This is a genomic window from Microbacterium sp. NPDC080005 (assembly GCF_040702445.1).
In the GTDB taxonomy this organism is placed as follows: Bacteria; Actinomycetota; Actinomycetes; order Actinomycetales; family Microbacteriaceae; genus Microbacterium; species Microbacterium oleivorans_D.
In genome coordinates this window covers 101066-125204 of sequence record NZ_JBFBLD010000002.1, presented here as the reverse complement: position 1 = coordinate 125204, position 24139 = coordinate 101066, and the positions used below count along the sequence as shown (strand labels likewise).

The 24139-nt window shown below is 71.1% G+C and carries 24 protein-coding genes; 14 read left to right on the top strand and 10 right to left on the bottom strand.

The annotated features are described in order from the left end of the window. Positions 1-23 precede the first annotated feature (23 nt). Entirely contained in the window at positions 24-548 is a 525-nt protein-coding gene (locus tag AB0259_RS07505; protein ID WP_366222540.1) for a DUF2087 domain-containing protein, read from the bottom strand. 93 nt (positions 549-641) lie between these two features. On the opposite strand from AB0259_RS07505, the gene AB0259_RS07500 reads away from it, so the two are divergent. Then, positions 642-2351 carry a long-chain-fatty-acid--CoA ligase gene (locus AB0259_RS07500; RefSeq protein ID WP_251578404.1) on the top strand — a complete coding sequence of 570 codons (1710 nt, stop codon included), beginning with the start codon at positions 642-644 and terminating at the stop codon, positions 2349-2351. A 79-nt stretch (positions 2352-2430) separates the two neighbouring features. Continuing rightward, complete coding sequence (locus AB0259_RS07495) at positions 2431-3318, top strand: aldo/keto reductase (RefSeq protein WP_366222542.1); 888 nt, start codon at positions 2431-2433, stop codon at positions 3316-3318. 4 nt (positions 3319-3322) lie between these two features. On the opposite strand, the gene AB0259_RS07490 is transcribed toward AB0259_RS07495, so the two are convergent. Next, the gene (locus AB0259_RS07490; RefSeq protein WP_366222543.1) at positions 3323-4972 is read right to left on the bottom strand and encodes a RecQ family ATP-dependent DNA helicase; all 1650 of its coding nucleotides are present in this window, start codon (positions 4970-4972) and stop codon (positions 3323-3325) included. A 95-nt stretch (positions 4973-5067) separates the two neighbouring features. Between AB0259_RS07490 and AB0259_RS07485 the strand changes: the two genes are divergently transcribed. Genes AB0259_RS07485 through AB0259_RS07475 form a run of 3 tightly spaced genes read left to right on the top strand, consistent with a single transcriptional unit; the run spans position 5068 to position 8639 of the window. Further along, on the top strand, positions 5068-5901 hold the full coding sequence (locus AB0259_RS07485) for a DUF72 domain-containing protein (RefSeq protein WP_366222545.1): 834 nt from the start codon (positions 5068-5070) through the stop codon (positions 5899-5901). Positions 5902-5937: 36 nt separating this feature from the next. After that, positions 5938-6510 carry a cysteine hydrolase family protein gene (locus AB0259_RS07480; protein ID WP_366222547.1) on the top strand — a complete coding sequence of 191 codons (573 nt, stop codon included), beginning with the start codon at positions 5938-5940 and terminating at the stop codon, positions 6508-6510. Between the two features lie 44 nt (positions 6511-6554). After that, positions 6555-8639, top strand: coding sequence for an alpha/beta fold hydrolase (locus tag AB0259_RS07475; protein ID WP_366222549.1), 2085 nt, complete (start codon positions 6555-6557; stop codon positions 8637-8639). Between the two features lie 539 nt (positions 8640-9178). Here the strand turns inward: AB0259_RS07475 and coaBC are convergent. Beyond that, the gene (gene coaBC, locus AB0259_RS07470; protein ID WP_366222551.1) at positions 9179-10396 is read right to left on the bottom strand and encodes a bifunctional phosphopantothenoylcysteine decarboxylase/phosphopantothenate--cysteine ligase CoaBC; all 1218 of its coding nucleotides are present in this window, start codon (positions 10394-10396) and stop codon (positions 9179-9181) included. Between the two features lie 42 nt (positions 10397-10438). Between coaBC and AB0259_RS07465 the strand changes: the two genes are divergently transcribed. Both AB0259_RS07465 and AB0259_RS07460 read left to right on the top strand, forming a co-directional pair. Further along, positions 10439-11140, top strand: coding sequence for an NRDE family protein (locus AB0259_RS07465; RefSeq protein ID WP_366222552.1), 702 nt, complete (start codon positions 10439-10441; stop codon positions 11138-11140). A gap of 33 nt (positions 11141-11173) precedes the next feature. Further along, positions 11174-11815, top strand: a complete 642-nt coding sequence (locus AB0259_RS07460) for a YdeI/OmpD-associated family protein (protein WP_366222554.1) — start codon at positions 11174-11176, stop codon at positions 11813-11815. Here the strand turns inward: AB0259_RS07460 and AB0259_RS07455 are convergent. After that, positions 11798-12733, bottom strand: coding sequence for an NAD(P)/FAD-dependent oxidoreductase (locus AB0259_RS07455; RefSeq protein ID WP_366222555.1), 936 nt, complete (start codon positions 12731-12733; stop codon positions 11798-11800). The two genes, AB0259_RS07460 and AB0259_RS07455, sit on opposite strands and share 18 nt — an antisense overlap. Positions 12734-12800: 67 nt before the next feature. Between AB0259_RS07455 and AB0259_RS07450 the strand changes: the two genes are divergently transcribed. After that, positions 12801-13352 (top strand): XRE family transcriptional regulator, encoded by a 552-nt coding sequence (locus AB0259_RS07450; protein WP_366222557.1) that lies wholly within the window; start codon positions 12801-12803, stop codon positions 13350-13352. A gap of 32 nt (positions 13353-13384) precedes the next feature. Then, complete coding sequence (locus AB0259_RS07445; RefSeq protein ID WP_251578431.1) at positions 13385-13966, top strand: hypothetical protein; 582 nt, start codon at positions 13385-13387, stop codon at positions 13964-13966. 6 nt (positions 13967-13972) lie between these two features. Here the strand turns inward: AB0259_RS07445 and AB0259_RS07440 are convergent, their stop codons facing one another. From AB0259_RS07440 to AB0259_RS07430, 3 genes are all read right to left on the bottom strand, one after another. After that, positions 13973-14347, bottom strand: a complete 375-nt coding sequence (locus AB0259_RS07440) for a VOC family protein (protein WP_366222559.1) — start codon at positions 14345-14347, stop codon at positions 13973-13975. A gap of 61 nt (positions 14348-14408) precedes the next feature. Then, a complete protein-coding gene (locus tag AB0259_RS07435) occupies positions 14409-15020 on the bottom strand; it encodes a hypothetical protein (RefSeq protein ID WP_366222561.1) in 612 nt (203 codons plus the stop codon). A 1-nt stretch (position 15021) separates the two neighbouring features. After that, complete coding sequence (locus tag AB0259_RS07430) at positions 15022-15609, bottom strand: acetyltransferase (RefSeq protein ID WP_366222563.1); 588 nt, start codon at positions 15607-15609, stop codon at positions 15022-15024. A 138-nt stretch (positions 15610-15747) separates the two neighbouring features. On the opposite strand from AB0259_RS07430, the gene AB0259_RS07425 reads away from it, so the two are divergent. Beyond that, a complete protein-coding gene (locus tag AB0259_RS07425) occupies positions 15748-16989 on the top strand; it encodes a DUF222 domain-containing protein (protein ID WP_366222565.1) in 1242 nt (413 codons plus the stop codon). Between the two features lie 86 nt (positions 16990-17075). Here AB0259_RS07425 and AB0259_RS07420 read toward each other — a convergent pair whose 3' ends face one another. The 3 genes from AB0259_RS07420 to aztA form a co-directional block, all read right to left on the bottom strand. Continuing rightward, positions 17076-17405: a DUF6176 family protein gene (locus AB0259_RS07420; RefSeq protein ID WP_285875851.1), complete on the bottom strand. Its 330-nt coding sequence runs from the start codon at positions 17403-17405 to the stop codon at positions 17076-17078. Between the two features lie 92 nt (positions 17406-17497). Continuing rightward, on the bottom strand, positions 17498-19180 hold the full coding sequence (pgi, locus tag AB0259_RS07415) for a glucose-6-phosphate isomerase (protein ID WP_366222568.1): 1683 nt from the start codon (positions 19178-19180) through the stop codon (positions 17498-17500). Then, entirely contained in the window at positions 19177-19881 is a 705-nt protein-coding gene (aztA, locus tag AB0259_RS07410) for a zinc ABC transporter ATP-binding protein AztA (RefSeq protein WP_366222570.1), read from the bottom strand. The genes pgi and aztA overlap by 4 nt, the downstream gene beginning before the upstream one ends. 54 nt (positions 19882-19935) lie before the next feature. On the opposite strand from aztA, the gene aztB reads away from it, so the two are divergent. From aztB to aztD, 4 genes are read left to right on the top strand one after another with little or no spacing between them, the layout of a single operon-like run. Further along, the gene (aztB, locus tag AB0259_RS07405) at positions 19936-20781 is read left to right on the top strand and encodes a zinc ABC transporter permease AztB (protein ID WP_366222572.1); all 846 of its coding nucleotides are present in this window, start codon (positions 19936-19938) and stop codon (positions 20779-20781) included. Further along, complete coding sequence (locus AB0259_RS07400; RefSeq protein ID WP_366222574.1) at positions 20778-21965, top strand: hypothetical protein; 1188 nt, start codon at positions 20778-20780, stop codon at positions 21963-21965. Before aztB ends, AB0259_RS07400 begins: the two co-directional genes overlap by 4 nt. Further along, complete coding sequence (locus AB0259_RS07395) at positions 21962-22858, top strand: metal ABC transporter substrate-binding protein (RefSeq protein WP_366222576.1); 897 nt, start codon at positions 21962-21964, stop codon at positions 22856-22858. Before AB0259_RS07400 ends, AB0259_RS07395 begins: the two co-directional genes overlap by 4 nt. 23 nt (positions 22859-22881) lie before the next feature. After that, positions 22882-24069, top strand: a complete 1188-nt coding sequence (gene aztD, locus AB0259_RS07390) for a zinc metallochaperone AztD (protein WP_366222578.1) — start codon at positions 22882-22884, stop codon at positions 24067-24069. The last annotated feature ends 70 nt before the right edge of the window (positions 24070-24139 follow it).

Genomic DNA, 24139 nt, shown 5'->3' with positions numbered 1-24139 from the left:
GCCGATGCGGAAGGAGGTGCGTGTCAGGCCGTCGGCGCGTCGGGGACGAGCGCGTACTCCCCGCCCGAGCGGGTGCGCTCGAGGAGCCCGTGGTCGACGAGGTAGCGACGCAGGACCGCGACGTCGTCGGTCACCGCGGCGAGGCGTTCGTTGATCGCACGCTCGTCGACGACCTCGCCGGGCTGGAGGATGCGGCCGGCGATGAGTGCGAGCAGGGCCCGACGCTCACCGGCTTGTGCCGGGTACCGCTGCAGGCGCCCGTCGGGGGAGAGGAACCGCTCGGGGCCGGTCGGCCGCGGGGCAGCCGGCGCCGCGGCCAGGATGCGCGCGAACACGCCGCCGTCCGCCCGCAGGTCATCGACGTCGCCGGTCACCAGGCCCGCTGCGCGCAGGGTCTCGACGACGTGCCGCCGCCGCGACGGCGAGAGCCCTTCCAGAGCGGCGTCGACCGTCTCGCCGACGGTCAGTCGCGCGAAGACCTCGCGAGCCCGGTCGTTCGCCAGAGCGGCGATGACCGGCCGCCAGTGCTCGCTCGTGCGGATCGTCATCCCCGAAACGCTACTCGTCGCCCACGTCAACCCACAGCGGACGCATCACCCACCCCGCTTACGCTGACGGGACACCGAGGAGGACCCCCCACCATGAGCCCGACACCCCCGGCATCCGCCCTGCACGACCGCCCCTGGCTGGCCGCCTACGCGCCCGGCGTCCCGACCGACATCGATCCCGTCGACGAGACGCTCGTCGACCTCCTCGATCACGCCGTCGAGCGCTATGGCAGCAAGGTCGCGACGGAGTTCTTCGGTTCCGAGACGACGTACGCCGAGCTCGGCGAGCAGGTCTCCCGGGCGGCGAACGCGCTGCGCAGGCTGGGCGTGAGCGCGGGGGACCGGGTCGCGCTCGTGCTGCCCAACTGCCCCCAGCACATCGTCGCGTTCTACGCCGCGCTGCGGATCGGCGCGATCGTCGTCGAGCACAACCCCACCTACACCGCGCGCGAGCTGCGCCACCAGTTCGAGGTGCACGAGGCGGTCGTGGCCATCGTCTGGGACAAGGTCGCCGACATCGTCGCGGAGTTCCCGAGCGACGTCGCCCCTGCCGCGATCGTCGCGGTCGACATGTCCGACGCGCTGCCGTGGGCGATGCGCGCCGCCCTGCGGCTGCCCGTCCCCGCGCTGCGCGAACGCCGCGAGGCGATGACCTCGAAGCCGACCGCCCGAGGCGTCATCCGCTGGTCCCAGTTCGTGAAAGCGCGGCGGCTGCGCGCCAAGTACCCCGCACCCGGCCTCGACGACACGGCGCTCCTGCAGCTGACGAGCGGGACGACCGGGATGCCGAAGGCCGCCATCCTGTCCCATCGCAATCTGCGCTCGAACGCGGCGCAGGGGCGCGCGTGGGTGCCGGGGCTGCGCGAGGGCGAGGAGACCTTCTACGCCGTCCTGCCGATGTTCCATGCCTATGGGCTGACCCTCTGCCTCACGTTCGCGGTGTCGATCGGCGCGCGGATCGTGCTGTTCCCGAAGTTCGACGTCGACCTCGTCGTCGGCGCGCTGAAGAAGTCGCCGCCCACGTTCCTGCCGGGTGTCCCGCCGATCTACGACGCCCTGTCGCGAGCGAGCACCCGCAAGGGCGTCGACCTCTCGACCATCCGGTTCGCGATCTCCGGCGCCATGAGCCTGCCGGTGCCGACCGTGACGCGCTGGGAGGAGGCCACCGGCGGCCTGCTCGTCGAGGGCTACGGCATGACCGAGACCTCGCCCGTCGCGCTCGGCAACCCCATCGGGCCGACGCGACGACCTGGCACGGTCGGCGTGCCGTTCCCCAGCACCGAGATCCGCGTGGTCGATCCCGACGACCCGAGCGTCGACCGACCTGCCGGCGAGGCCGGCGAGCTGCTGATCCGCGGGCCGCAGGTGTTCCAGGGGTACTGGCGCCGGCCGGAGGAGACCGCCGCCGTCCTCCTCGACGGCGGGTGGCTGCGCACCGGCGACATCGTGACGGTCTCGGACGACGGGTTCGTGACGGTGGTCGACCGCGTGAAGGAGCTCATCATCACGGGCGGCTTCAACGTCAGTCCCAGCGAGGTCGAGCAGGTGCTGACTCTGCACCCCGACGTCGAGTCCGCCGCGGTCGTGGGCGTGCCGCGGCCGACCGGCGGGGAGGACGTTGTCGCGGCCGTCGTGATGAAGGCGGGGACCGCGTTCGAGGCATCCGCCCTCAAGGACTTCGCCCGCTCGCACCTCGCCCCGTACAAGGTGCCGCGCAAGGTCGTGCAGCTCAACGACCTGCCGCGCTCGCAGATCGGCAAGGTGCTGCGGCGACAGGTCCGGGAGCAGCTGACCGCCCGCTGATCTGTCAAGGGTCGTCGCCGCGGGGCTGGACCGGTGGCAGGGTGGATGCCGGACCCCACCACCCCGTCGAAGGAGACCCATGTCGTCGCAGCGCACCCTCGGACCGTTCACCGTCTCGGCCATCGGACTCGGCGCCATGCCGGTGTCCATGAACAGCAACGGCATCCCGTCGCACGAGGACGCGGTCGCGACCGTCCGCGCGGCGCTCGACGCCGGCGTCACCCTCATCGACACCGCCGACATCTACGCACCCAGCTGGGACACCATGGGCCACAACGAGCGGATCGTCGCCGACGCGCTCGGCGGGTGGGACGGCGACCGCTCGTCGATCGTCGTCGCGACCAAGGGCGGCATCACGCGCAGCGAGGAGAAGGACTTCGGCCGCGACGGGTCGCTCGCCTACCTCCGCAGCGCCGTGCAGAAGTCGCTGCAGAACCTGAAGGTCGACGTCATCGACCTGTACCAGTACCACCGCCCGGACCGCTGGATGGTCTACGGCGAGATCATGCAGAACCTGAAGACCCTGCAGGACGAGGGCCTCGTGCGCACCGTCGGCATCTCGAACGCGAGCGTGGAGGAGATCCAGATCGCGCAGGAGGTCCTCGGCGAGGGCGGCCTGACGAGCGTGCAGAACGAGTTCTCGCCGCGGCATCCCGGCAGCTACGGCGAGCTGAAGCACTGCGTCGAGCACGGCATCGCCTTCCTGCCGTGGAGCCCGCTCGGCGGCATCGGCGGCGCCGGGTCCGTCGGGGAACGCTTCACGGCGTTCGCCGAGATCGGCGAGGCCCACGGCGTCAGCCCGCAGCAGGTCGTCCTCGCGTGGGAGCTGTCGCTCGGCGAGACCGTCATCCCCATTCCGGGGGCGAGCCGCCCGGCATCCATCACCGACTCGTTCCAGGCGCGGAACCTCGAGCTCTCCGCCGACGAGCTGGCCCGCTGCTCGGCCGCCGTCGGCATCGACATCTGACGCGTCAGCCCGCCTTCAGCAGGTGCTCTCGCTCGACGATCTCGAGCGAGAGCACCTTGTAACCCTCGCTCTCGAAGAACACCCGCATGCGGTCGTCATCGATCGAGACGACCGTGCCTGCGCCCCACTCGCGGTGCGAGACCTTCTCGTCGACGTCGAAGGGGGCCGACGCCGCGGCTCGCGCGCCCGCCTCGGCCGAACCGCTCGCGCACGTGTCGCAGTTGCCGCACGGCTCGTCGAGCTCCTGCCCGAAGTAGCCGAGCAGCACCTGACGGCGGCAGCGCCGCGTCTCGGCATACTCGCGCATCGTCTCGATGCGCGAGCGCTCGATGCGCTCGCGTTCCTCGACCCGTTCGAGCGCGGCCTTCACCGCGGCGCGCTCATCGAGGTTCCGGCGCAGCGAGACTCCCGACTTCGACGTGCGGGCGGACCCCGTGTCGACGAGCAGGGTGAGCAGGCCGGTGACGCGCCGAGGTGAGAGCCCCGAATCCTTCGCGAGGGCGGACTTCGTGCGCGCCCGTGTCGACATGGCGCGCATAAGGGTGCGCAGCTCGGCGGCATCCGGGTCCTTCGTCGCGAAGTAGCGCCGCAGGGCGAGGTCCTCGGAGCGGTAGTGCAGGGTGCCGTGCGCCTCCTCGCCGTCGCGGCCGGCCCGGCCGAGCTCTTGGAAGTAGGCGTCGATCGACTCGGGGACGTCGGCGTGGATGACGAACCGCACGTTCTCCTTGTCGATCCCCATCCCGAAGGCGCTCGTCGCCACGACAACGTCGAGCTCGTCGCAGAGGAACTGCCGGTGCACCTCGGCGCGCTCCTTCGCCGGGAGGCCCGCGTGGTACGCCCGCGCCCGTCGGCCGCGTTCGATCAGCTCCTCCGCGTACAGCTCCGCCGACCGTCGCGTGGACGTGTAGAGCAGCCCCGGCACGGGGAGGGAGGCGACCTCGTCGATGACAGCGGCGCGCTTCTCGCGGTCGTCGCCGTGTCGACGTACACCGAGGCTGATCGACGGACGGTCGACATCGCCGATGTGCACGGACGGGTCGTCGAGGCCGAGGCGGGCGGAGATCTCCTCGCGCACGGGAGTGGATGCCGTCGCGGTCAGTGCGAGGATCGGGGGCCGCCCGAGCCGCGCAGCGACCTCACCGAGCCCCAGATAGTCGGGGCGGAAGTCGTGCCCCCACGAGGCGATGCAATGCGCCTCGTCGACAGCGAGAAGAGCGATGTCGAGCTCCGCGAGCTCGGCCACCACCTCGTCGTTCGCGAGCTGTTCCGGTGCGAGCAGGACGTAGGTCGCCTCGCCGTCCCGAAGCCGGCGCCACGCCTCGTCCCGCGCGCGCTCGCCGCGGCCGGAGTTCAGTGCGACCGCGACCGGGGCGTCGGGGGCGTGCTCGAGACCGGCGAGCTGGTCCTCCTGCAGGGCGATGAGCGGCGACACCACGACGGTGACCCCCGGGCGCAGCGCCGCGGCGACCTGGTAGACAGCCGATTTGCCGGATCCCGTCGCCCACACCACCAGCACGTCGCGCCCCGCGGCGGCCGCCTCGATCGCGTCGAGCTGCGCGGGACGCAGCTGCGTCAGCCCGAACCGTTCGGCGGCGACGCGCTCGACCTCGGCGCGATCGGGGGTGGACGGTGCAGAGGTGGAGCGGCCTGGCATGCTTCCACGGTCGCCGACGAAGCGGCATCCGCGGACACCCTTGACACCGACCCCGCGGCGGCACAGGGTCGGGCGGACGGGAAGGAGCGATGACGATGACGGTGAGGGTCGGGATCTCGGGGTGGCGCTACCCGCGCTGGCGCGGCGACTTCTACCCGCGCGGCCTCGTTCAGCGGCGCGAGCTCGCCTACGTCGCCGAGCGGATGCCGACGGTCGAACTCAACGGCTCGTTCTACTCCCTGCAGCGTCCCACCAGCTATACGCGCTGGCGCGATGAGACCCCCGACGACTTCGTCTTCGCGGTCAAGGGATCGCGCTACGTCTCGCACATGCTGCGACTGCGAGGAGTCGAGACGGCGCTCGCGAACTTCTTCGCGTCGGGCGTCCTCGCCCTCGGAGCGAAGCTCGGGCCGGTGCTCTGGCAGCTGCCGGAGCGGCTCGCGTTCGACCCCGAGGCCCTCGACGCCTTCCTGCGCGGGCTTCCGCGCACGACGGGAGAGGCCCTCGCCCTCGCGCGCCAGCACGACGCCCGTGTCGACGGCCGTGCCTGGCTGGAGATCGACGTCGACCGTCCGATCCGCTACGCCCTCGAGCCGCGCTCGCCGTCGTACGAGGCTCCGGATGCCGCCGCGATCCTGCGGGAACACGACGTGGCCCTGGTGGTCGCCGACACCGCCGGGCGGTTCCCGGCGTTCGGGGAGCAGACGGCATCCTTCACCTACGTCCGGCTGCACGGCGCCGAGGATCTGTACGCGAGCGGGTACACGCCGGAGCAGCTGGACGCGTGGGCGGAACGTATCCGCGAGTGGGCGGGAGGCGAACCCGCCCGCGACGTGTTCGTCTACTTCGACAACGATGCGCGCGGCTTCGCGCCGCACGACGCCGTCGCGTTGGGGAAGCGGGTTCGGCAGGATCCCTCCGTTCCGTGACAGCCGCCGGGACGTGCGACGTGTCAGGCTCGGACCGTGCAGATCCCGCCGCGTGAGGTCACGCTCGACCGTGCCGCCCTTCTCGTCGTCGACGTGCAGCGGGGCTTCGACGACGTCGCGTACTGGGGACGACGCGACAACCCCGCCTGCGAAGCGAACATCGCCGCGCTCATCGAGCGGTGGCGGGGGCGCGGCTGGCCGGTCGTGTTCGTCCGGCACGACTCGACGTCCGAGGTGTCGCCCTTGCGACCGGGACAGCCCGGCAACGACCTCAAGCCCGAGATCACCGGCATCCCCGACCTGCTCGTCACCAAGAGCGTGAACTCGTCGTTCCACGGCGCGCCGGATCTCGACGCGTGGTTGCGAGAGAGCGGTGTCCGGCAGTTCGTCGTGACCGGCATCTCGACCAACCACTGCTGCGAGACCACCGCGCGCGTCGGCGGCAACCTCGGGTACGACGTGTACGTCGCCCTCGACGCGACCCACTCGTTCGACCGCACCGCGCCCGACGGCTCCGTCGTCCCCGCCGAGACGCTGGCGGCGGTCACGGCCACCAACCTCGACGGCGAGTTCGCGACCATCGTCTCCACCGCCGACCTGCTCCGCTGAACCGATCCTGTCGCCGCGGCGGGGCCCGCGGTTAGCGTGGAGGGATGCCCCAGACTCCCTTCGCCTCGCTCGAGGACTACATCGCCCTGCCCCGCATCGACGCCGTCGCCCTCTCGCCGGACGGCACCCGCGCGGTGCTCACCGTCGCGACCCTGACCGCGGACAAGACCGGCTACGACCGCGCGCTGTGGGAGGTCCCGGCGACCGGCGGTGGGACGGCTCGCCGCCTCACCCGGTCGGCGAAGGGCGAGCAGGGTGCCGCATTCACCGCCGACGGCGACCTGCTCTTCGTGAGCGCGCGCCCCGACGCGGAAGGCGACGGCGAGGACGAGGCGGCGCAGCTGTGGCTGCTGCCGGCCGCCGGTGGGGAGGCGCGGGCGATCACACGTCTGGCCGGGGGAGTCTCGGGCCTCGCCGCCGTCGCGGAAGCGGCATCCGTCGCCGTCCTCTCAGCGGACCTGCTGCCCTCTGCCGACTCGGTCGAGGCCGACGCGAAGCTGCGCGCCGAGCGCAAGAAGCGCAAGCTGTCGGCGATCCTGCACACCACCTACCCGGTGCGGTTCTGGGACCACGACCTCGGCCCCGCCGAGCCGCACCTGATGGCCCTCGAGCTCGGCGACCTCTCCGACTCGGTCCGGTCGTTCGCCGCCTCCGACGCGGCGGAGGACGAACCGGATGCCACGACGCCGTATCCCGCGTCCCTCCCGCGCCCGCGCGACCTGACACCCGCGCCGGGTCGCACGGCCGACGCCGCCGGCGCCGCCCTCACGCCCGACGGGCGCACGCTCATCGCCGCGATGCGGTTCCCACAGGGGCGTGCCGAGCGGTTCGCGATCGTCTCGATCGACGTCGCGTCCGGGGAGCGGACGACCCTTTTCGAGGAGCGCTCGACGTACTTCGAATCACCCGTCGTCAGCCACGACGGCACGCTCATCGCCTACATCCGGGCGGCATTCTCCGACCCGACGGGACCTGCCGACCAGGAACTGTGGGTCGCCGGGATCGACGGAACCTCACCCCGCCGTCTCGCCGAGGGCTGGGACCGCTGGGCGACCGGCCTCGCGTTCGCCCACGACGACACCGCGCTCATCGTGACGGCCGACCAGGACGGCCGCGGTCCGGTGTTCCGCGTCCCCCTGGACGGCGACGCTCCGGAGCAGCTGACGACGGACGAGCACGCCTACTCGAACGTGTCCGTCGACCGTGCGACGGGTGCGCTCGTCGCGCTGCGCTCGTCGTGGATGGTGCCGCCGCATCCGGTCCGCATCGACCCGGACGGCGCCGTGACGCCCCTCGTGACCCCGGCTCCGCTGCCGACGCCTGCGGGCACGATGACCGAGGTCGAGACGACGGCCGAGGACGGCGCGCGGGTGCGCGGCTGGCTGCTCCTGCCCGAGGGGGCGGATGCGGCATCCCCCGCACCCCTGCTCCTGTGGATCCACGGCGGGCCGCTGAACAGCTGGAACGCCTGGAGCTGGCGGTGGAACCCGCAGCTCGCCCTCGCCCGCGGTTACGCCGTGCTGCTGCCCGACCCGGCCCTGTCGACCGGGTACGGGCTCGACTTCATCGCGCGCGGCTGGAACAGCTGGGGCGGCAAGCCCTACACCGACCTCATGTCGATCACCGACGAGGTCGTCGCGCGCGCCGACGTCGACGAGACCAAGACCGCCGCGATGGGCGGCTCGTTCGGCGGATACATGGCGAACTGGGTCGCCGGGCACACCGACCGGTTCCGCGCGATCGTGACGCACGCGAGCCTGTGGTCGCTCGATCAGTTCGCCGGGACGACCGACAGCTCGTCGTACTGGCAGGAGATCTTCACGCCCGAGGCGATGATCGAGAACTCGCCCCACCGGTACGTCGAGGACATCTCGACGCCGCTCCTGGTCATCCACGGCGACCGCGACTACCGCGTGCCGATCGGCGAGAGCCTGCGGCTGTGGTCGGAGCTGAACGAGCACTTCGGCGAGGACGACGGGTCGACCGTCCACCGGTTCCTGTACTTCCCCGACGAGAACCACTGGGTGCTCAAGCCCCAGCACGCGGTCGTCTGGTACGAGACCGTGTTCGGCTTCCTCGGCGAGCACGTGCACGGCGAACCCGCACCGAAGGTCGCCGGGCTCGGCTGACCCGGGCTTACTCGGAAGAGCGGGCACGCCCCCACGTACCCGCTCTCCGGACGACGGCGCACACACCCGTGCGCGGCGTCCCCCGGGGCGCCCGAGCCCCGGTCGTCTGTTCACGGCCCCGCGTCAGCGTGCGGCGGCCTTCGCGGACTCGGGTAGGCGCCGAGTCGGCCGGTACCGGTCTCGGCGAACCCGTCCGTGAGCAGCTTCGTCTGCGCCTCGGTCCCGCCGACTCCCAGCGGGACGCCCGCGTCGTGGACAGGCGACGACGTCTCGTAGACGGGGACGACGACCGCCCCGGCAGACGAGCCGGCGGACGTCGGCGAGGAACTGTTCCGTCGAGACCTGCTGCCACGAGCCGTCGCCCACGGGGACGTCGAACGCGGCGTGGTCGGGGGCGTGCTGCGCCCGCCGGACGAGCAGGTCGGTGACGTTGCGGTACCCGTCCGCGGGCGCGAGAAGGGGAGTGTGTATCTGCGGCACGCAGATGGTTCGGAGCGGTCAGCGGATCGGATGCCTCGGGCTCCGCGCCCTGGCACGGTTCAGCGCAGGCGCAGGACCGCGTCCCACAGGGCGTCGGCGACGGCGCGCTTCGAGCCCTCCGCGCGAGCGGTGACCTGGTCGGACGTGTCGACGAACAGCACGGCGTTGCGAGCCGACTCGAAGCCCTGCTGCCAGCCGACGCGGTTCACAGCGAGCAGGTCGACGCCTTTCCGGGCACGTTTGCGGATGCCGCGCTCCTGCAGCTCCGCTTCGTCCGCCGCGGTCTCGGCCGCGAAGCCGACGATCGTCTGTCCCGCGCCACGCTCCCGCACCAGTCCGATGAGGATGTCGGGGTTCTCGATCAGGTCGAGCGTGACGGTGCCGTCCTCTTTGCGGATCTTGACGTCTGAGACCTCGGGCACGGAGAAATCGGCGACGGCGGCGGCCATGACGACGACGTCGGATCCGCCGGCCGCGGCGCGCATCGCGGTATCCATCTCCGCCGCCGTGAGAGCCCGTTCGACGGCGATCCTGGGGTGGTGCAGGGCGGTGTCGAGCACGCTGCCGTCGACGTGGGCGGCGACGAGGTGCACGTACGCGCCGCGGTCGGCGGCCGCGAGCGCGACGGCGACGCCCTGCTTGCCGCTCGAGCGATTGCCGATGTAGCGGACCGGGTCGATCGGCTCGCGCGTGCCGCCGGTCGACACGACGACCGTCAGACCGGCGAGGTCGCCCGCCGGTGCCTCCGGCTCGCGCTCGACGAGGGCCAGGGCCTCGGCGACGATCTCGTCCGGCTCCGCCATCCGGCCGGGTCCGCTGTCTCCGCCGGTCAACGGTCCGTCGGCGGGACCGACGACGTGCACGCCGCGGTCGCGGAGGGTGGTGATGTTCGCCTGCGTCGCGGCGTGGTCCCACATGGCGGTGTGCATCGCGGGGGCGACGACGACCGGCGCGGTCGTGGCGAGGAGCGTGACGCCGAGGAGGTTGTCCGAGATCCCGGCAGCCATCTTGGCCAGCGTGTTCGCGGTGGCGGGCGCGACGATCACGAGGTCGGCCTGGGTGCCGAGCGCGACGTGGCGCACCTCGGCGACGTCGTCGTGCACACTCGTCGTGACAGGATGGCGGCTGATCGCCTCCCAGGTGGCGGTCCCCACGAAGCGGAGCGAGTCCTCGGTGGGAACAACGTGCACCTCGTGCCCGTTGGTCACCAGCGCACGCACCACCTGCACCGTCTTGTACGCGGCGATGCCGCCCGAGACGCCCACGACGACGAACATGGTCCGATCCTCCCACGGGGCCGGACGCGAAAGGCCGGAACGATGTGCACCGTCATCGTCCACGTCCCCGAGGATCCCGCGGCGGCGATCCGTGTGCTCGCGGTCCGCGACGAGGATCCGCTGCGGGCGTGGGACCCGCTGGGGCCGTGGTGGCCCGAGCTGCCCGGGGTCATCGGTGTGCGCGACACCCGCGCCGGCGGGGCGTGGCTCGCGGCCGACCCCGCGGGCGCTCGGCTGGCGGTCGTGCTCAACCGGGCCGATCTCATCGACGATTCGCGGGCGACCGGGTCTCGAGGGCACATCGTGCTCGACGCGGCTTCCGGGCGGGACCTGCCGGACTCGCCGGCGACGCACGGGTTCAATCTCCTGACGGTGACGCCCGGACGCGCCCGCGTCTCGATGTGGGACGGCGACGCCGTCCGCACCGTCGACCTGGCGCCGGGCGTGCACATGATCGCGCACGACGACGTCGACGACCCGAAGACGGCCCGCATCGCCGCGTGGCACGACGCCTTCGCCGCGCCGTCGGGAGAGGACTGGGTGACGGAGTGGCTCGCCGCCCTCGAGCGCACGACGGCGCTGCCCCCGACGGACGACCGCGCGATCATCCGCGACAACCGGCCGCACGGATACCCGACCCTGTCACTGCTCGTGTGCGCGGCATCCGTCTCCGAGACCGCTGCCGAGGTCGTCTACGGCGAGCTCGACGAGCCGGGCGCCTGGAACAGTCTGCAGCTGCGCTGACCCGTGTCGGATGGCGGTGGTAGCTTCGCGGGCATGGCGGAACCGGCATCCGATCCGATCTTCTTCGCGTCGTCGGCGGAGTTCGGCGACTGGCTCGAGGCGAATCACACGACCGCCGCTGAGGTGTGGACGGTGTTCTACCGGAAGGGCGATCCGCGTCAGGGTCTGACGTGGGCCGACGCGGTCCCCGAGGCGTTGCGCTTCGGGTGGATCGACTCGGCGAACCGCAGCATCGGCGACGGCGCGCGGATCCAGCGCTGGACGCCGCGAGGGCCGCGCTCGGTGTGGAGCGCCGTCAACATCGCGCACGTCGAACGCCTGCAGGCCGAGGGGCGGATGCATCCGGCCGGACTGGCCGCCTACGAGAAGCGCACGGCCGACCGCACCGGCGTCTATTCGCACGAGCAGCGCAACGAGCTGACGGCCGAGCAGGCGGCATCCCTCGCCGCGAACCCCGCGGCGCAGGCGTTCTGGGATGCGGCGACGCCGTCCTACCGACGAGCGGTCGCGAACTGGGTGCAGAGCGCGAAGCGCGAGCAGACGCGCGCCGATCGGCTCGCCACCCTCGTCGAGGACTCCGCGGCCGGGCGGCTCGTGCCGTTCCAGCGGTACGGTGAGCCGCCCGCGTGGCTCGCGCGTGCGGCCGCCGCCGCCGCGTCAGCTGCGCGCGAGTGACCGGGCCGCGCGGTCCGCGTCCTCGGTGACGAGTGCGGCGTTGAGGCTTGCGCCTGCCATCGATCCCTGACCCATCGAGAGGGGGACGTTGCCGAAGGGGCTGACGATGTTGCCCGCGGCGAACACGCGCGGGTGGCTCGTGGCGCCTCGCATGTCGACGCGGAGTCCCTCGCCCGGGTTGTCCGAGACGGCCAGTGACAGGTTCTCGGCGAAGCCGAGGTGGAGCCGGGGTGTCGGCGCGGTGAGCAGCGCGTCGATCGGGTGCTCGGCGCCGTCCTCGGTGATCGCGGCGACGATGTCGTCTTCCTCGATCCGCAGGCGGGAGACCGGGGCGGTGACGAGGCGGATGCCGCGCGCCGTGAGTCGTCCCGCGATCGTCGCGTCGAGCTCACCCATCGCTGCCGTGAATGCCGTGACGTCGTCGCTCCATTGCCGGATGAGTTCGATCTGATGCAGGCTCGCCGGCGACGTGGTGAGCACACCGAGGCGGCGACCAGCGACCTCGTACCCATGGCAGTAGGGGCAGTGGAAGACCCCGCGACCCCACTGCTCGCGCAGTCCTGGGACGTCGGGGAGGTCGTCGACGACACCGGTCGTGATCACGATCCCGCGGGCGGAGACCGAGCCGGGCTCGTGTTCGACGGTGAGACGGTCGCCGCTGTCCGCGACGGAGAGGACGCTCGCGTCGAGGAACTCGACGCCATAGGCCCGGGCCTCGGCTCGGCCCATCTCGACGAGCTGCGCGGGGGATCGGCCGTCGTGCCCGAGCACGCCGTGCATGTGTGCGGCGAAGCGGTTGCGGGGTGCCCCCGCGTCGATGACGAGCGTGCGTCGGCGGGCGCGGCCGAGCATCTGAGCGGCGCTGAGGCCGGCGGCGCCGCCGCCGACGATGACGGCGTCGTAGAGGGTGTCAGTCATTCCTCCACCCTGCGGCGAGGCGAACGTGTGGGGCAAATGATCTTGCCGAAATGGCAAACTGGACCCCATGGCGATGGATCTCACCCGTGTCGGCCCCCGGTTGCGCGCCGCCCGGCAGCAACGCGGCTGGACGCTGGCCGACCTGGCGACGAAGGCCGGGATGTCGACGAGCACGCTGTCGCGCCTGGAGTCCGGGCAGCGCCAGGCGTCCCTCGAGCTGCTGCTCCCGCTCGTGTCGGTGCTGGGGCTGCGCCTCGACGACCTCGTGCGGGGTGAGCCCGCCGACCCGCGGGTGCGGCGGGCGACCGAGCGGCGGCACGGCATGGTCGTCGCTCCGCTCACTCTCGAGCACTCGCCGGTGCAGACCTACAAGATCCGGTTCCCCGCCTCCGGCGAGGCGCCCGCGCCGAAGGTGCACGAGGGCGTGGAGTGGTTCTACGTGCTCAGCGGCACGATCCGGCTCCTCCTCGATGGGCGGGAGCATCTGATCGGTGCGGGTGAGGCAGCGGAGTTCGACACGCGGCTTCCGCACAGCATCAGCGCGACGCCGGACGGCGCCGCCGAGGTGGTGAGCATCTTCAGCGCATCGGGGGAGCGTATCCACGTCCACGGGTCATGACGGATGTCGGGGGCGGGCCGTACGGTGTCGACATGAGAGCCGATGAGCTGTTCCTCCAGGCGGATGCCGCGTTGCGGTCCGTCATCGATCGCATCGATCCGGCCGATCTCTCCAAACCGGCGCCGCAGGAGTGGACGACCACCCCTGACCCGACCTTCCGTGACATCGTCTTCGCGCACGCGTACGACGAGGCGTGGATCCCCGGCGTGCTGGCGGGGAAGTCGATCGCGGACGGCGACGAGTTCCGGCATGCGGATCTGCTCGGCGACGACCCGATCGGATCCTACGACCGGCTGAACGACACGGCGACTGCCGCGGTGCGCGACGGGGTCGCGCCGGGCACGGTATTCCGCTTCCAGTACGGCGACTACCCGGCGGAAGAGGGCTATGCGCACATGGCGACCTACCGCGCGTTCCAGGCGTGGCTCATCGCGAAGCGTCTCGGCATCCCGTTCCGCCTGTCGCCGGAGCTGATCGCGGGATTGAACGAGCACGTCGTGCCGCATGCCGATGAATGGCGCCAGTGGGGTGTCTTCCCTCCGGCGATCGAGCCGCCCGCGGATGCGGACGACGAGACGCGACTGCTGTGCGCGGTGGGGTACTGGGAGCCCTGACCCTCGTCAGCGCTCGTGGACCGAGAGCACGTTGCCGGCAGGGTCGCGGAACCACGCGATCACCGGGCCGTCCGTCTCGCGCATGATGCCCTTGGAGTCGGTGGGCATGTCGTCGTAGATCGAGGTCACGACGCCTTTCGCGTTGAGCTCGTCGACGGCGGCGTCGACGTCATCGACGGGGAAGTTGAGGATCGTGAAGCCGGCGGGCTCATGGTTCGGCTTGCCGTAAACCAGAACGGACGCGCCCGATGCGAGGCGCAGCTGAAGGAAGCCGTTGTCGAGCGTGGCGACCTCGAGGCCGAGCGTTTCGGCATAGAACGTCCTCGCCGCGTCGAGGTCGTCGACCGCGAAGCCGCTGTAGGCGCCGTCGATCTGGAACATGGCCGTCTCCTTCGTCCGGGTATGCGACCAGGGTCCCGCTCTGCGAGGAGCTTGTCCAGGGTCATTCGGTGGGCGACGAGTAGACCGCGACGGATGCCGGGCGCTCCGACGCGACCGCGACGAGCGCGATGATGCCGAGCCCGACGGTCCCGGCGAGGAACCCGAGCATCCCGAGCGCCGATGCGAGACCGATCGTCTGCATGGCGGTGGCCGGATCCATCATCAGGAGCTGGCCGAGCGCGACAGACGCCACCTGGACGCCGAGGGCGATGGCGGGCGTCCACCGCCAACGGCGCGGAACGACACCGGCGCGTGCGATCTGCACGACAGCGACGATGCCGAGCGCGAGAGGGACGAAAGTGGTGACCTCCCACGGGATGAGGGGTGTCGGGTTCATCGGGTCCTGGAAGAGGCCGACGACGCGCATCGCGGGGGACCACAGGGCGAGCAGGACGAGTGTCGTCGTCCCGAGCGGTCTGCGGGCGGTGACGCTGTCGCGCGTTGACCCACCGATGGCGAAGATCAGGCACGCGCCCGCCCACAGGATGTCGACGAGGAAGGTGAGGAAGTCGGTGAGAGAGGACCCCGGCGTCGCGCTGAGCAGGATGCCGGCGACGCCTGATGCGATGAGACCGATGCCGCCGATCGTCCACGTGAGTCTGCGTCCGCGCATGTCAGCACGCTAGCGGGTGGGGTGAGGCGCGCGGGGAGAAGGTGAGCCATTCCTCGTCGACCAGATATCCGAGGCTCTCGTTGGAACGAAGTATCGCGGCGTTCTCCTCAGAGCCCCCGGTTCGGAAGACATCGACGCCCTCCCGAACGAGACTCAGTATGGACGCTGCCTTCACAGCCGTGCCGATGCCCAGCCCGCGCACCTCTGTAGCCACGACCGTGAACTCGGTCTCAGCGGTCCGTCCGTCGACATCGACGTAGGTGACGGCGAGAACCAGGCCGTCGCCATCAACGACGCCGAAGCCTCGCCTCGTTCGCGACACGCGAGCGGTCGACCTCGTCAGTGGACGGTGCTGCGTCGCGACGCCACCCGGGTAGTCGGCTAGCGTCGCCCCGTCGAGCAGGAGAACGGAGTCGATATCCGCATCTCCGATCTCGCGGATTTCGCCGTGACGGCTGCCTCGCTGAACCGCCCCGGAGAGGTCATCCACATCGACCTCTGACGCCGTCAGCCGCGCTGCCCACGATCGTGAAACAACAGCCCACCCGGCGGCCACGAGCTCAGCGCATCGCGCATCGTCGGACTTCACGACGATCTGCTCTGGCTGCACTCGTCCAGTCTGGCCGAGAGCGCTGCTCGTCTCACTTCTCACGTTCGCCCCGGGGCACTCATCGGCGGCGGCATCGCGCTGAAAAGCGATGTCGGAAACCCCTCCTAGTCTCGGACTATGTCCAGTTCGCCCGATGCTCGCGACGAGGTCCCCGAGGGGATCCCGACCGCGCTGGACTGGGTGGTGATGTGCGCCGACATGGCGACGGTGCATGCGGCGCAAAGGTATGCGTGCATCGTCGAGTTGTGGGATGACGCGATCGCCGATGCGCGGCGGCGGGAGGAACCGGTCGCGTTCGTGGAACGGTCGGTGCGGCTCGAGGTCGCGGCCGCGTTGCGGATCACGGAGCATGCCGCGGGACGGTTGATGGGCGTCGGGCATGCGCTCGTACGTCGGTACCCGCAGGTGTGGGAGGCGATGAGTCGGGCCGGGATCACCGAGACCCACGCGACGATCATCGTCGACGGGCTCGACCAGGTCGAGAACGTGACCGCAGGGCTCGTCCACGAGGTGCTGAGCCTGGCGGAGGAACAGTCGACGGGACCGTTCCGGCGGGCGGTGAAACGCATCGTCGACCGGGAGCAGGAAGCGACCCTCGCGCAGCAGCACGCCGCGGCGGTCGCCCACCGGCACGTCCGGGTGGATGCGGGTGTGGATGGGATGGCGTGGTTGACCGCGCACCTGCCCGCGGTGGAAGCGCACGCGATCCTCGGCCGGATCACCGCGATCGCGAAAACCCTCGACACCGACGGTGATGAACGAACGCTCGACCAAAAGCGTGCTGACGTGTTCGGGGATCTCCTCATCGACGGAGAGACCGAGTCGCTGCCGGCGAAGGCACGTGGGATTCGGCCGACCGTCGCGGTCACGGTTCCCGCCCTCACCCTCCTCACCGGCGAGGGGCCCGCGGCGCAGCTCGACGGGATCGGACCGATCCCGGTCGAGAAAGCGCGGGAGTTGTGCGGGGCAGCATCCGGGTGGACGCGAGTGCTCACCCACCCCGAGACCGGGGTCGCCCTCTCCGTCGGACGCGACACCTACCGGCCACCCGCGGATCTCCGCCGGCTGGTCGCCTGGCGGGCAGCACGGTGCATGGCCCCCGGATGCGGGATCCCCGCCGACCGGTGCGACATCGACCACACCACCGACTGGCACCACGGCGGGACCACCGCCGCGAACAACCTCGCCCCGCTCTGCCGCGGGCACCACACCCTCAAACACCAGACCGACTGGCAGGTCCGAGCCAGACCCGGCGGCGCGCTCGAATGGACCTCACCCGCCGGACGCGTCTACCTCGTCCAGCCCGAACGCCGCATCCCGACCTTCACCGTCGACCCACCCGGACCACCACCGTTCTGAGTACCCGATACGGACGCACGCCATCACCCGTCGTACCGCTGTCGTCTGCGAAGATCCGAGTCGGGTCGAGATCTTGCGAAGCTCGACTAGCGTCCATCCGAGCGCAGATCGAGGACGATCTCGCCGGTCGCCGGGCCGTCGTCCGCGGCGCGCATCACGGAGCGATGCTCTGCGTCCACGGGGCGTGGTGACTCGTCCGCGACCGCTCGGGAGCGCTCGAGATCATCCGTCTGCATCGCGTAGACGATGATCGGGCCCTCACTCGTATCGATCACCATCGCCGTCTCATGATCGATGCCCTCGGCCGTCAGAGATTCCAGCGCCTCGGCGCGACGAGGACCATCGAGCTCTCGCAACCAGTCGATGACTCGATCGCGGTGATCAGGGCGAAGGCGCCGAGCGACGAGATGGATCACAGCACGAGATCAACGAGACCGGAAGCGGCACGCGTCACGGGACGCGCTCGAGCTGGGCTGCGAGGCGTGAACAGGAACTCGACGCACGAGCCTCAGGCGCGGTGGTCGCGGTAGTACTCGAGCAGCGCCTTCGTCGAGGCATCCTGAGCCTCGAGCGCCTCGGTGTCACCCTCGATCGCGGGCGCGATCTGCAGGGCCAGCTGCTTGCCGAGCTCCACACCCCACTGGTCGAACGAGTTGATGCCCCAGATCGCACCCTGCGTGAAGGTGATGTGCTCGTACAGCGCGACGAGCTCGCCCAGAACCTTCGGCGTCAGCGACGGGGCGAAGATCGACGTCGTCGGACGGTTGCCGGGGAACGTGCGTGCCGCGACGAGCGCACCCTTCGTGCCCTCGGCCTCGACCTCCTCGGCCGTCTTGCCGAACGCGAGCGCCTTCGTCTGCGCGAGGAAGTTGGCCAGGAACAGGCCGTGCACGTCGCGGTCGCCGTCCGTCAACGCATAGGCCGGGTTCGCGAATGCGATGAAGTCCGCCGGGATCAATCGAGTGCCCTGGTGGATCAGCTGGTAGAACGCGTGCTGCCCGTTCGTCCCCGGCTCGCCCCAGAACACCTCGCCGGTGTCCGTCGTGACGGGAGACCCGTCCCAGCGCACCGACTTGCCGTTCGACTCCATCGTCAGCTGCTGCAGGTACGCGGCGAACCGGCTGAGCTGCTGCGCGTACGGCAGCACGGCGTGCGACTGCGCGCCCAGGAAGTTCGTGTACCAGACGTTCAGCAGACCCATCAGAACGGGGACGTTCTCCGCCAGCGGCGTGGTCCGGACGTGCTCGTCCACGGCGTGGAAGCCTGCAAGCAGCTCGCGGAACGTGTCGGGTCCGAACTCGATCACGAGCGACAGCCCGATCGCCGAATCGACCGAGTACCGGCCGCCTACCCAGTCCCAGAAGCCGAACGCGTTCGCGGTGTCGATGCCGAACTCGGCGACCTTATCGAGCGCCGTCGAGACCGCGACGAAGTGGTGGGCGACGGCATCCTTCTTCTGCTCGTCGCTGCTGTCGATCGCCCCTGCCGACGCGAGGCCGTCCCACAGCCAGTCGCGTGCCAGACGCGCGTTCGTCAGGGTCTCGAGCGTCGTGAACGTCTTCGACGCGACGATGAACAGCGTCGTCTCGGGGTCGAGGTCCTTCGTCTTCGACGCGATGTCGAACGGGTCGATGTTCGAGACGAACCGTGCCGAGATGCCGGCATCCGCGTAGGGCTCCAGCGCCGCCGAGATCATGACGGGCCCGAGGTCCGAGCCGCCGATGCCGATGTTGACGACCGTCTCGACCTTCTTGCCCGTGACGCCGGTGAACTCGCCTGAGCGCACCCGTCCGGCGAACTCCGCCATCGCGTCGAGCACGCCCTGCACGTCGGCATCCACGTCCTGGCCGTCGACCGTCAGCGAGGGCACGGCGTCGGCCGGACGGCGCAGCGCCGTGTGCAGCACCGCGCGGTCCTCCGTCGTGTTGATGTGCTCACCCGCGAGCATCGCGGCGTACCGCTCGGCGACTCCGGTCTGCTCCGCGAGGCGGACCAGCGCGGCGACGATCTCATCGGTCACGAGGTTCTTCGACAGGTCGACGTGCAGGTCGGCGACGTCGTGCGTGAGCTTCGCGACGCGCTCCGGGTCCGACGCGAACCAGCCGCGCAGATCGGGCGTGAAGCCCTCCTTCAGCGACTCGAGTTCAGCCCAGGCGGAGGTGGTGGTGGCGTCGATCGGAGCGTTGGTCACCCCTCAACGGTACCGACGTTCTCGAGGGTCCGTCCACGCATGACGGACCGGCCCCGGCGGTCGCTGATGCGCCCGTCCGCCAGCGTCACCACCTCATCGACGTCCCCGAGTTCGCCGAGGTCGTGCGTCACGACGACGACCGCCGCGCCGCGGCTCGTCGCGACCCGGAGAGCGGATGCCGCGGCCCGCCGCGACACGTCGTCGAGACCGCTCGTCGGCTCGTCGAGCAGCAGCAGATCCGCGTCCTGTGCGAGGGCCTGCGCGACGAACGCGCGCTGACGCTGACCACCGGACAGTGCGCCGAGCGGCCGCGACGCGAGCGGGGTCAACCCGACCGCATCGATCGCCTCTGAGACGGTCGCGCGATCACTCCGCCGCAACGGCCGAAAGGCTCCTCGCTCCCGCCACCGGCCCATCGACACGAGATCGGTCACCGTCAGCGGGAGCCGCGCGGCGTCCGCCGTGTGCTGTGCGACGAGCGCGACCGCGGTACCGGCGCGCAGCTCCGCGGTGCCGGACGTCGGCGCGCGGAACCCGGCGAGCACCGAGACGAGCGTCGACTTCCCCGATCCGTTCGCCCCCACCACGGCCGTCAACCGTCCGGCGTGGATCTCGAGGTCGACACCATCGAGTGCACGGTGACCCTCGAGGTCGACACGGACGTCACGGAGACGGACGACGGGCTCAGCGGGAGACGGCATCCCGCCATTATTGCAAATGAAAACCGTTCTCAATTACGTGTACAGTCAGGCAGCGTGTCCGCCCTCATCGACCCGTTCGCCGTCGCGTTCGTCCAGCGCGCCCTCGTCGGCGGTGCGCTCGTCGCCGTCGTCTGCGCGGTCGTCGGGACATGGGTCGTGCTCCGCGGCATGGCGTTCCTCGGCGAGGCGATGGCGCACGGGATGCTGCCCGGCATCGCCCTCGCGACCCTCACCGGGTTCCCGCCCGTCGCCGGCGCCGCCGTCAGCGCCGCCGCGATGTCGCTCGGTGTCGGCGCGCTCCAGCGCCGCGGACGGCTGTCGGCCGACACCAGCATCGGCCTGCTCTTCGTTGCGAGTCTGTCGCTCGGCGTCATCGTCATCTCCGCCTCCCGCAGCTTCGCGACGGACGCGTCGGCGATCCTCTTCGGCGACATCCTCGCCGTCGAAGAGAGCGACCTCGTGCTGCTCGCGATCGCCGCGATCGTCACCCTGCTCGTCGCCGCCGCGGGACACCGCGCGTTCGTCGCCCTCGCGGTCGATCCGCGGCAGGCGCAGCTGCTGGGTCTTCGTCCCCGTCTCGCGCACGTCCTCCTCGTGGGGCTCGTGACGCTGGCGGTCGTCTCGGCCTACCAGGCCGTCGGCTCGCTCCTGGTGGTCGGCATGCTGCTCGGGCCCGCCGTCGCCGCCGGCGCCTGGACCCGACGCACCGTCCCCACGATGACACTCGCCGCCGTCATCGGCATCGTCGCCGTCGCGATCGGGCTCGTCCTGTCGTGGCACCTCGGCACCGCGGCCGGGGCCACCGTCGCGTTCACCGCGATCTGCTCCGGTGCGGCGTCCACCGGCATCCGCTCACTCATTCCTCTCACCCGCTCCACCCCCGACGAAAGGACCGCATGAACCGCTGCGTCCCGATCGCCCTCCTGCCCGTTCTCGTCCTGACTCTCGCTGCGTGCCAGTCCACCCCCGTGCCCGAATCCGCCACGGGGGAGGACGACCACGGCGCCATCGCGGGCGCCACCGAGCTCGCCGAACCCGCCTTGCACCTCACGAGCGTCTCGCCCACCGGCGCGGTCCACCACCTCGACCTGCTCGACGAACAGGTCGAGCCGCTCGGGGAGATCGCGGCGCCGACCTCGCTCGAGACCGACGGGCGCTTCCTCTACGCCGGCCGAGACGGCGGCGTCTCGATCGTCGACAGCGGCGTGTGGACCTGGAACCACGTCGACCACTTCCACTACTACGAGGCCCCCGCCGCCGTCCTCGCCGACCTCGCCGGCGACGGCGAGCCGACCGTGGTCGCGAGCGACCTCGGTGCCGGAGTCCACTTCGACGGGGGAGAAGCCGTCCTCCTCGACCTCGACGCCCTGAAGGACGGACGCGTCGTGGAGCGCTTCCGCCTCGACGCGCTTGCCGGTGCCGGCATGGTCGTCCCCCTCCCGACCGGAGCGCTGGTGACGGATGCCGACGGTCTCCGGCACGTCGATGCGGAGGGCGCGACGCAGCGGACCGTCCGGTGCGACGAGCCCGCCGGCTCGATCGCCACGAACGTGGGCGTCGTGGTCGGCTGCACGGACGGCGCGGTCCTGGCCGTGACGGATGCCGACGGCACGACATTCGAGCGCATCCCATACCCCGACGGCGCCACCGACCGGGCGCTCTCGTTCTCGGCACGCGAAGGGCGCCCGACCGTCGCCGGACCCACCGGGGGCGACGCGTTCTGGCTGCTCGACACCCGTGAGCGCGCGTGGAGCCGCATCGACGCGGGCGAGCCCCTCGCCCGCGTGAGCGCGGTCGACGACGTCGACCAGCACGTCGTCGCCCTCACGACGGCGGGGGAGGTGCTCGTGGTCGACGGCGCGACCGGAAGGGCCCTCGGTCGCACCGAGCCGCTCGTCTCGGCATCCCTCAGCGATCCGGACGTCGCCGCGGGTGTCACGCTGCAGGTGGACGCGAACCGCGTCTACCTGAACGGCCCCGCCGAGAACGCGCTCGTCGAGATCGACTACGCCGACGCCGCGCGGATCGCGCGCACCTTCGCGACGACGGACGCGCCGGCCTTCTTCGCGGAGACCGGCCGATGAGGCGCGCGTTCGCGGCGATCGCCGTCGCCGCGCTCGCCGCGCTCTCGGGCTGCGCCGCAGCTGCTCCCGACCGGGCGACCGTCGTCGTCACGACCGACCTGCTCGGCGACATCACCGCGAACCTCGTCGGTGACCAGATCGAGGTCGTCACGCTCATGCCGCGCGGAAGCGACCCGCACTCGTTCGAGTTGTCGGCGCGCGAGGCGGCGACCCTGCGCACCGCCGACCTGCTCGTGTCCAACGGCCTCGGGCTCGAAGAGGGCGTGCAGCACCACGTCGACGCCGCCGTCGCCGACGGCGCCGTCTCGTTCGTCGCGGGAGACCATATCGATCCTCTCGACTACGCGGACGCCGACGTCGTCGACCCGCACTTCTGGACCGACCCCACCCAGACGGCCCGGGTCGTCGAGGCGCTCGTGCCGGAACTCGCGCAGGTCGACGGGGTGGAGGCATCCGTCATCGACGAGGCCGCCGTCGCGTACCTCGACGAGCTGGCCGCGCTGGATGCCGAGATGGCCGACACCCTCGGCGCGATCCCCGCGGAGCACCGCGCCCTCGTGACCAACCATCACGTGTTGGGGTACCTCGCACGGCGGTACGACGTGCGCATCCTCGGGGCAGCGATCCCGGGAGGCACGACGCTCGCGGCCCCGAGCGCCGCCGACCTGCAGGACCTCGTCGACGCGATCGACGAGGCCGGCGTGACGACGATCTTCGCCGACTCGTCGCAGCCCGACCGGCTCATGCAGGTGCTGGCCGACGAAGCCGGCCGCGACGTCGACGTCGTCTCGCTCTTCACCGAATCCCTCGCCCCGGAAGGCTCCCCGGGCGGCACCTACCTCGACATGATGCGACGCAACCTGCAGAGCATCTCCGACGGCCTCACCCGATGAGGCATTCCCTGGAAAGGAAACTCATGAAGAAGACCCTGCAGTTCGGCGCCCTGGCCGGCGCCGCTGCCCTCGTGCTCGCGGGCTGCGCGTCCGCCGGCGCGCCCGCATCCGCACCGGGCGCCTCGGAGCCCCCGCAGAGCGGTACGCCGGCGGACGGTCCCCGCGTCGCCGTCGCTTACGAGGGCGGAGTGCTCGTCCTCGGCGGCGAGGACTACGACAACCTCCGAGAGTTCGCCTCCGAGGACTTCATCCGCCTGAACGCCGCCGGCGACGGCCGCCATGTGATGGTGACGACGTCGAAGGGCTTCCAGCTCCTCGACGTGCAGGAGCCCGAACTCACCGACCTCGTCGTGCCGGCCGCGGCCGCGGGGCACGTCGTCTCCCACGCGGGCACGACCGTGCTCTACGACGACGCCACCAGCGACACGACCATCTTCGACTCCGCCGCACTCGCCGAGACCGACGGCGAGCTGCCCGAGGCCGAGGTGATCCCGGGCGTCACGGCGCATCACGGCGTCTCGGTCGAGCTGGAGGACGGCACCCTGCTGACGACGGTCGGCGACGAGTCGGGGCGCACCGGCATCCGTGTCCTCGATGCCGACCGGAACGACGTGGCGTCGAACGACGAGTGCCCCGGCGTCCACGGTGAGGGCACCGCGAAGGACGAGGCTGTCGTCTTCGGCTGCGAGAACGGCGCCCTCGTCGTGAAGGACGGCGAGATCACGAAGCTCACCTCGCCCGACGAGTACGGCCGGATCGGCAACGCCTACGTCTCCGATGACAGCCCGCTCGTCGTCATGGACTACAAGGACGACCCGGATGCCGAGGGCTACCTCCTCCGCAACATCGCCCTCGTCGACACGGCCGCGGGGACGCTCGAGAAGATCGCGCTGCCCGACGGCGTCGAGTACACCTACCGCGGCGTCGGTCGCGGCCCGGACGACGAGGCCGTGCTCATCGGCACCGACGGCAACCTGCACACGATCGACCCGGCCACCGGCGAGATCACGGCATCCCTTCCGGTCGTCGACCCGTGGGAGGGTCCGGCCGAGTGGCAGGACCCGCACCCCTCGGTCAAGGTCGCGGGCTCCTTCGCCTACGTGACCGACCCCGCCGACAGCGAGCTCGTCGTGATCGACCTGGAGACCGACGAGATCGTCCACACCGTCGCCCTCGACCACATCCCCAACGAGATCGCCGTCGTGGGCTGACCTCCCCACACGGCGTCGAGCCGACGCGAAGTGCTGTCTCCACCATCTGGGGAGCGCGCTTCGCGTCGGC

Bases quoted from the DNA above. Each gene is read 5' to 3' on its own strand.
- AB0259_RS07505 (WP_366222540.1), bottom strand. From the start codon at position 548: ATGACGATCCGCACGAGCGAGCACTGGCGGCCGGTCATCGCCGCTCTG.
- AB0259_RS07500 (WP_251578404.1), top strand. From the start codon at position 642: ATGAGCCCGACACCCCCGGCATCCGCCCTGCACGACCGCCCCTGGCTG.
- AB0259_RS07495 (WP_366222542.1), top strand. From the start codon at position 2,431: ATGTCGTCGCAGCGCACCCTCGGACCGTTCACCGTCTCGGCCATCGGA.
- AB0259_RS07490 (WP_366222543.1), bottom strand. From the start codon at position 4,972: ATGCCAGGCCGCTCCACCTCTGCACCGTCCACCCCCGATCGCGCCGAG.
- AB0259_RS07485 (WP_366222545.1), top strand. From the start codon at position 5,068: ATGACGGTGAGGGTCGGGATCTCGGGGTGGCGCTACCCGCGCTGGCGC.
- AB0259_RS07475 (WP_366222549.1), top strand. From the start codon at position 6,555: ATGCCCCAGACTCCCTTCGCCTCGCTCGAGGACTACATCGCCCTGCCC.
- coaBC (WP_366222551.1), bottom strand. From the start codon at position 10,396: ATGTTCGTCGTCGTGGGCGTCTCGGGCGGCATCGCCGCGTACAAGACG.
- AB0259_RS07465 (WP_366222552.1), top strand. From the start codon at position 10,439: ATGTGCACCGTCATCGTCCACGTCCCCGAGGATCCCGCGGCGGCGATC.
- AB0259_RS07460 (WP_366222554.1), top strand. From the start codon at position 11,174: ATGGCGGAACCGGCATCCGATCCGATCTTCTTCGCGTCGTCGGCGGAG.
- AB0259_RS07455 (WP_366222555.1), bottom strand. From the start codon at position 12,733: ATGACTGACACCCTCTACGACGCCGTCATCGTCGGCGGCGGCGCCGCC.
- AB0259_RS07450 (WP_366222557.1), top strand. From the start codon at position 12,801: ATGGCGATGGATCTCACCCGTGTCGGCCCCCGGTTGCGCGCCGCCCGG.
- AB0259_RS07445 (WP_251578431.1), top strand. From the start codon at position 13,385: ATGAGAGCCGATGAGCTGTTCCTCCAGGCGGATGCCGCGTTGCGGTCC.
- AB0259_RS07440 (WP_366222559.1), bottom strand. From the start codon at position 14,347: ATGTTCCAGATCGACGGCGCCTACAGCGGCTTCGCGGTCGACGACCTC.
- AB0259_RS07435 (WP_366222561.1), bottom strand. From the start codon at position 15,020: ATGCGCGGACGCAGACTCACGTGGACGATCGGCGGCATCGGTCTCATC.
- AB0259_RS07425 (WP_366222565.1), top strand. From the start codon at position 15,748: ATGTCCAGTTCGCCCGATGCTCGCGACGAGGTCCCCGAGGGGATCCCG.
- aztA (WP_366222570.1), bottom strand. From the start codon at position 19,881: ATGCCGTCTCCCGCTGAGCCCGTCGTCCGTCTCCGTGACGTCCGTGTC.
- AB0259_RS07400 (WP_366222574.1), top strand. From the start codon at position 20,778: ATGAACCGCTGCGTCCCGATCGCCCTCCTGCCCGTTCTCGTCCTGACT.
- AB0259_RS07395 (WP_366222576.1), top strand. From the start codon at position 21,962: ATGAGGCGCGCGTTCGCGGCGATCGCCGTCGCCGCGCTCGCCGCGCTC.
- aztD (WP_366222578.1), top strand. From the start codon at position 22,882: ATGAAGAAGACCCTGCAGTTCGGCGCCCTGGCCGGCGCCGCTGCCCTC.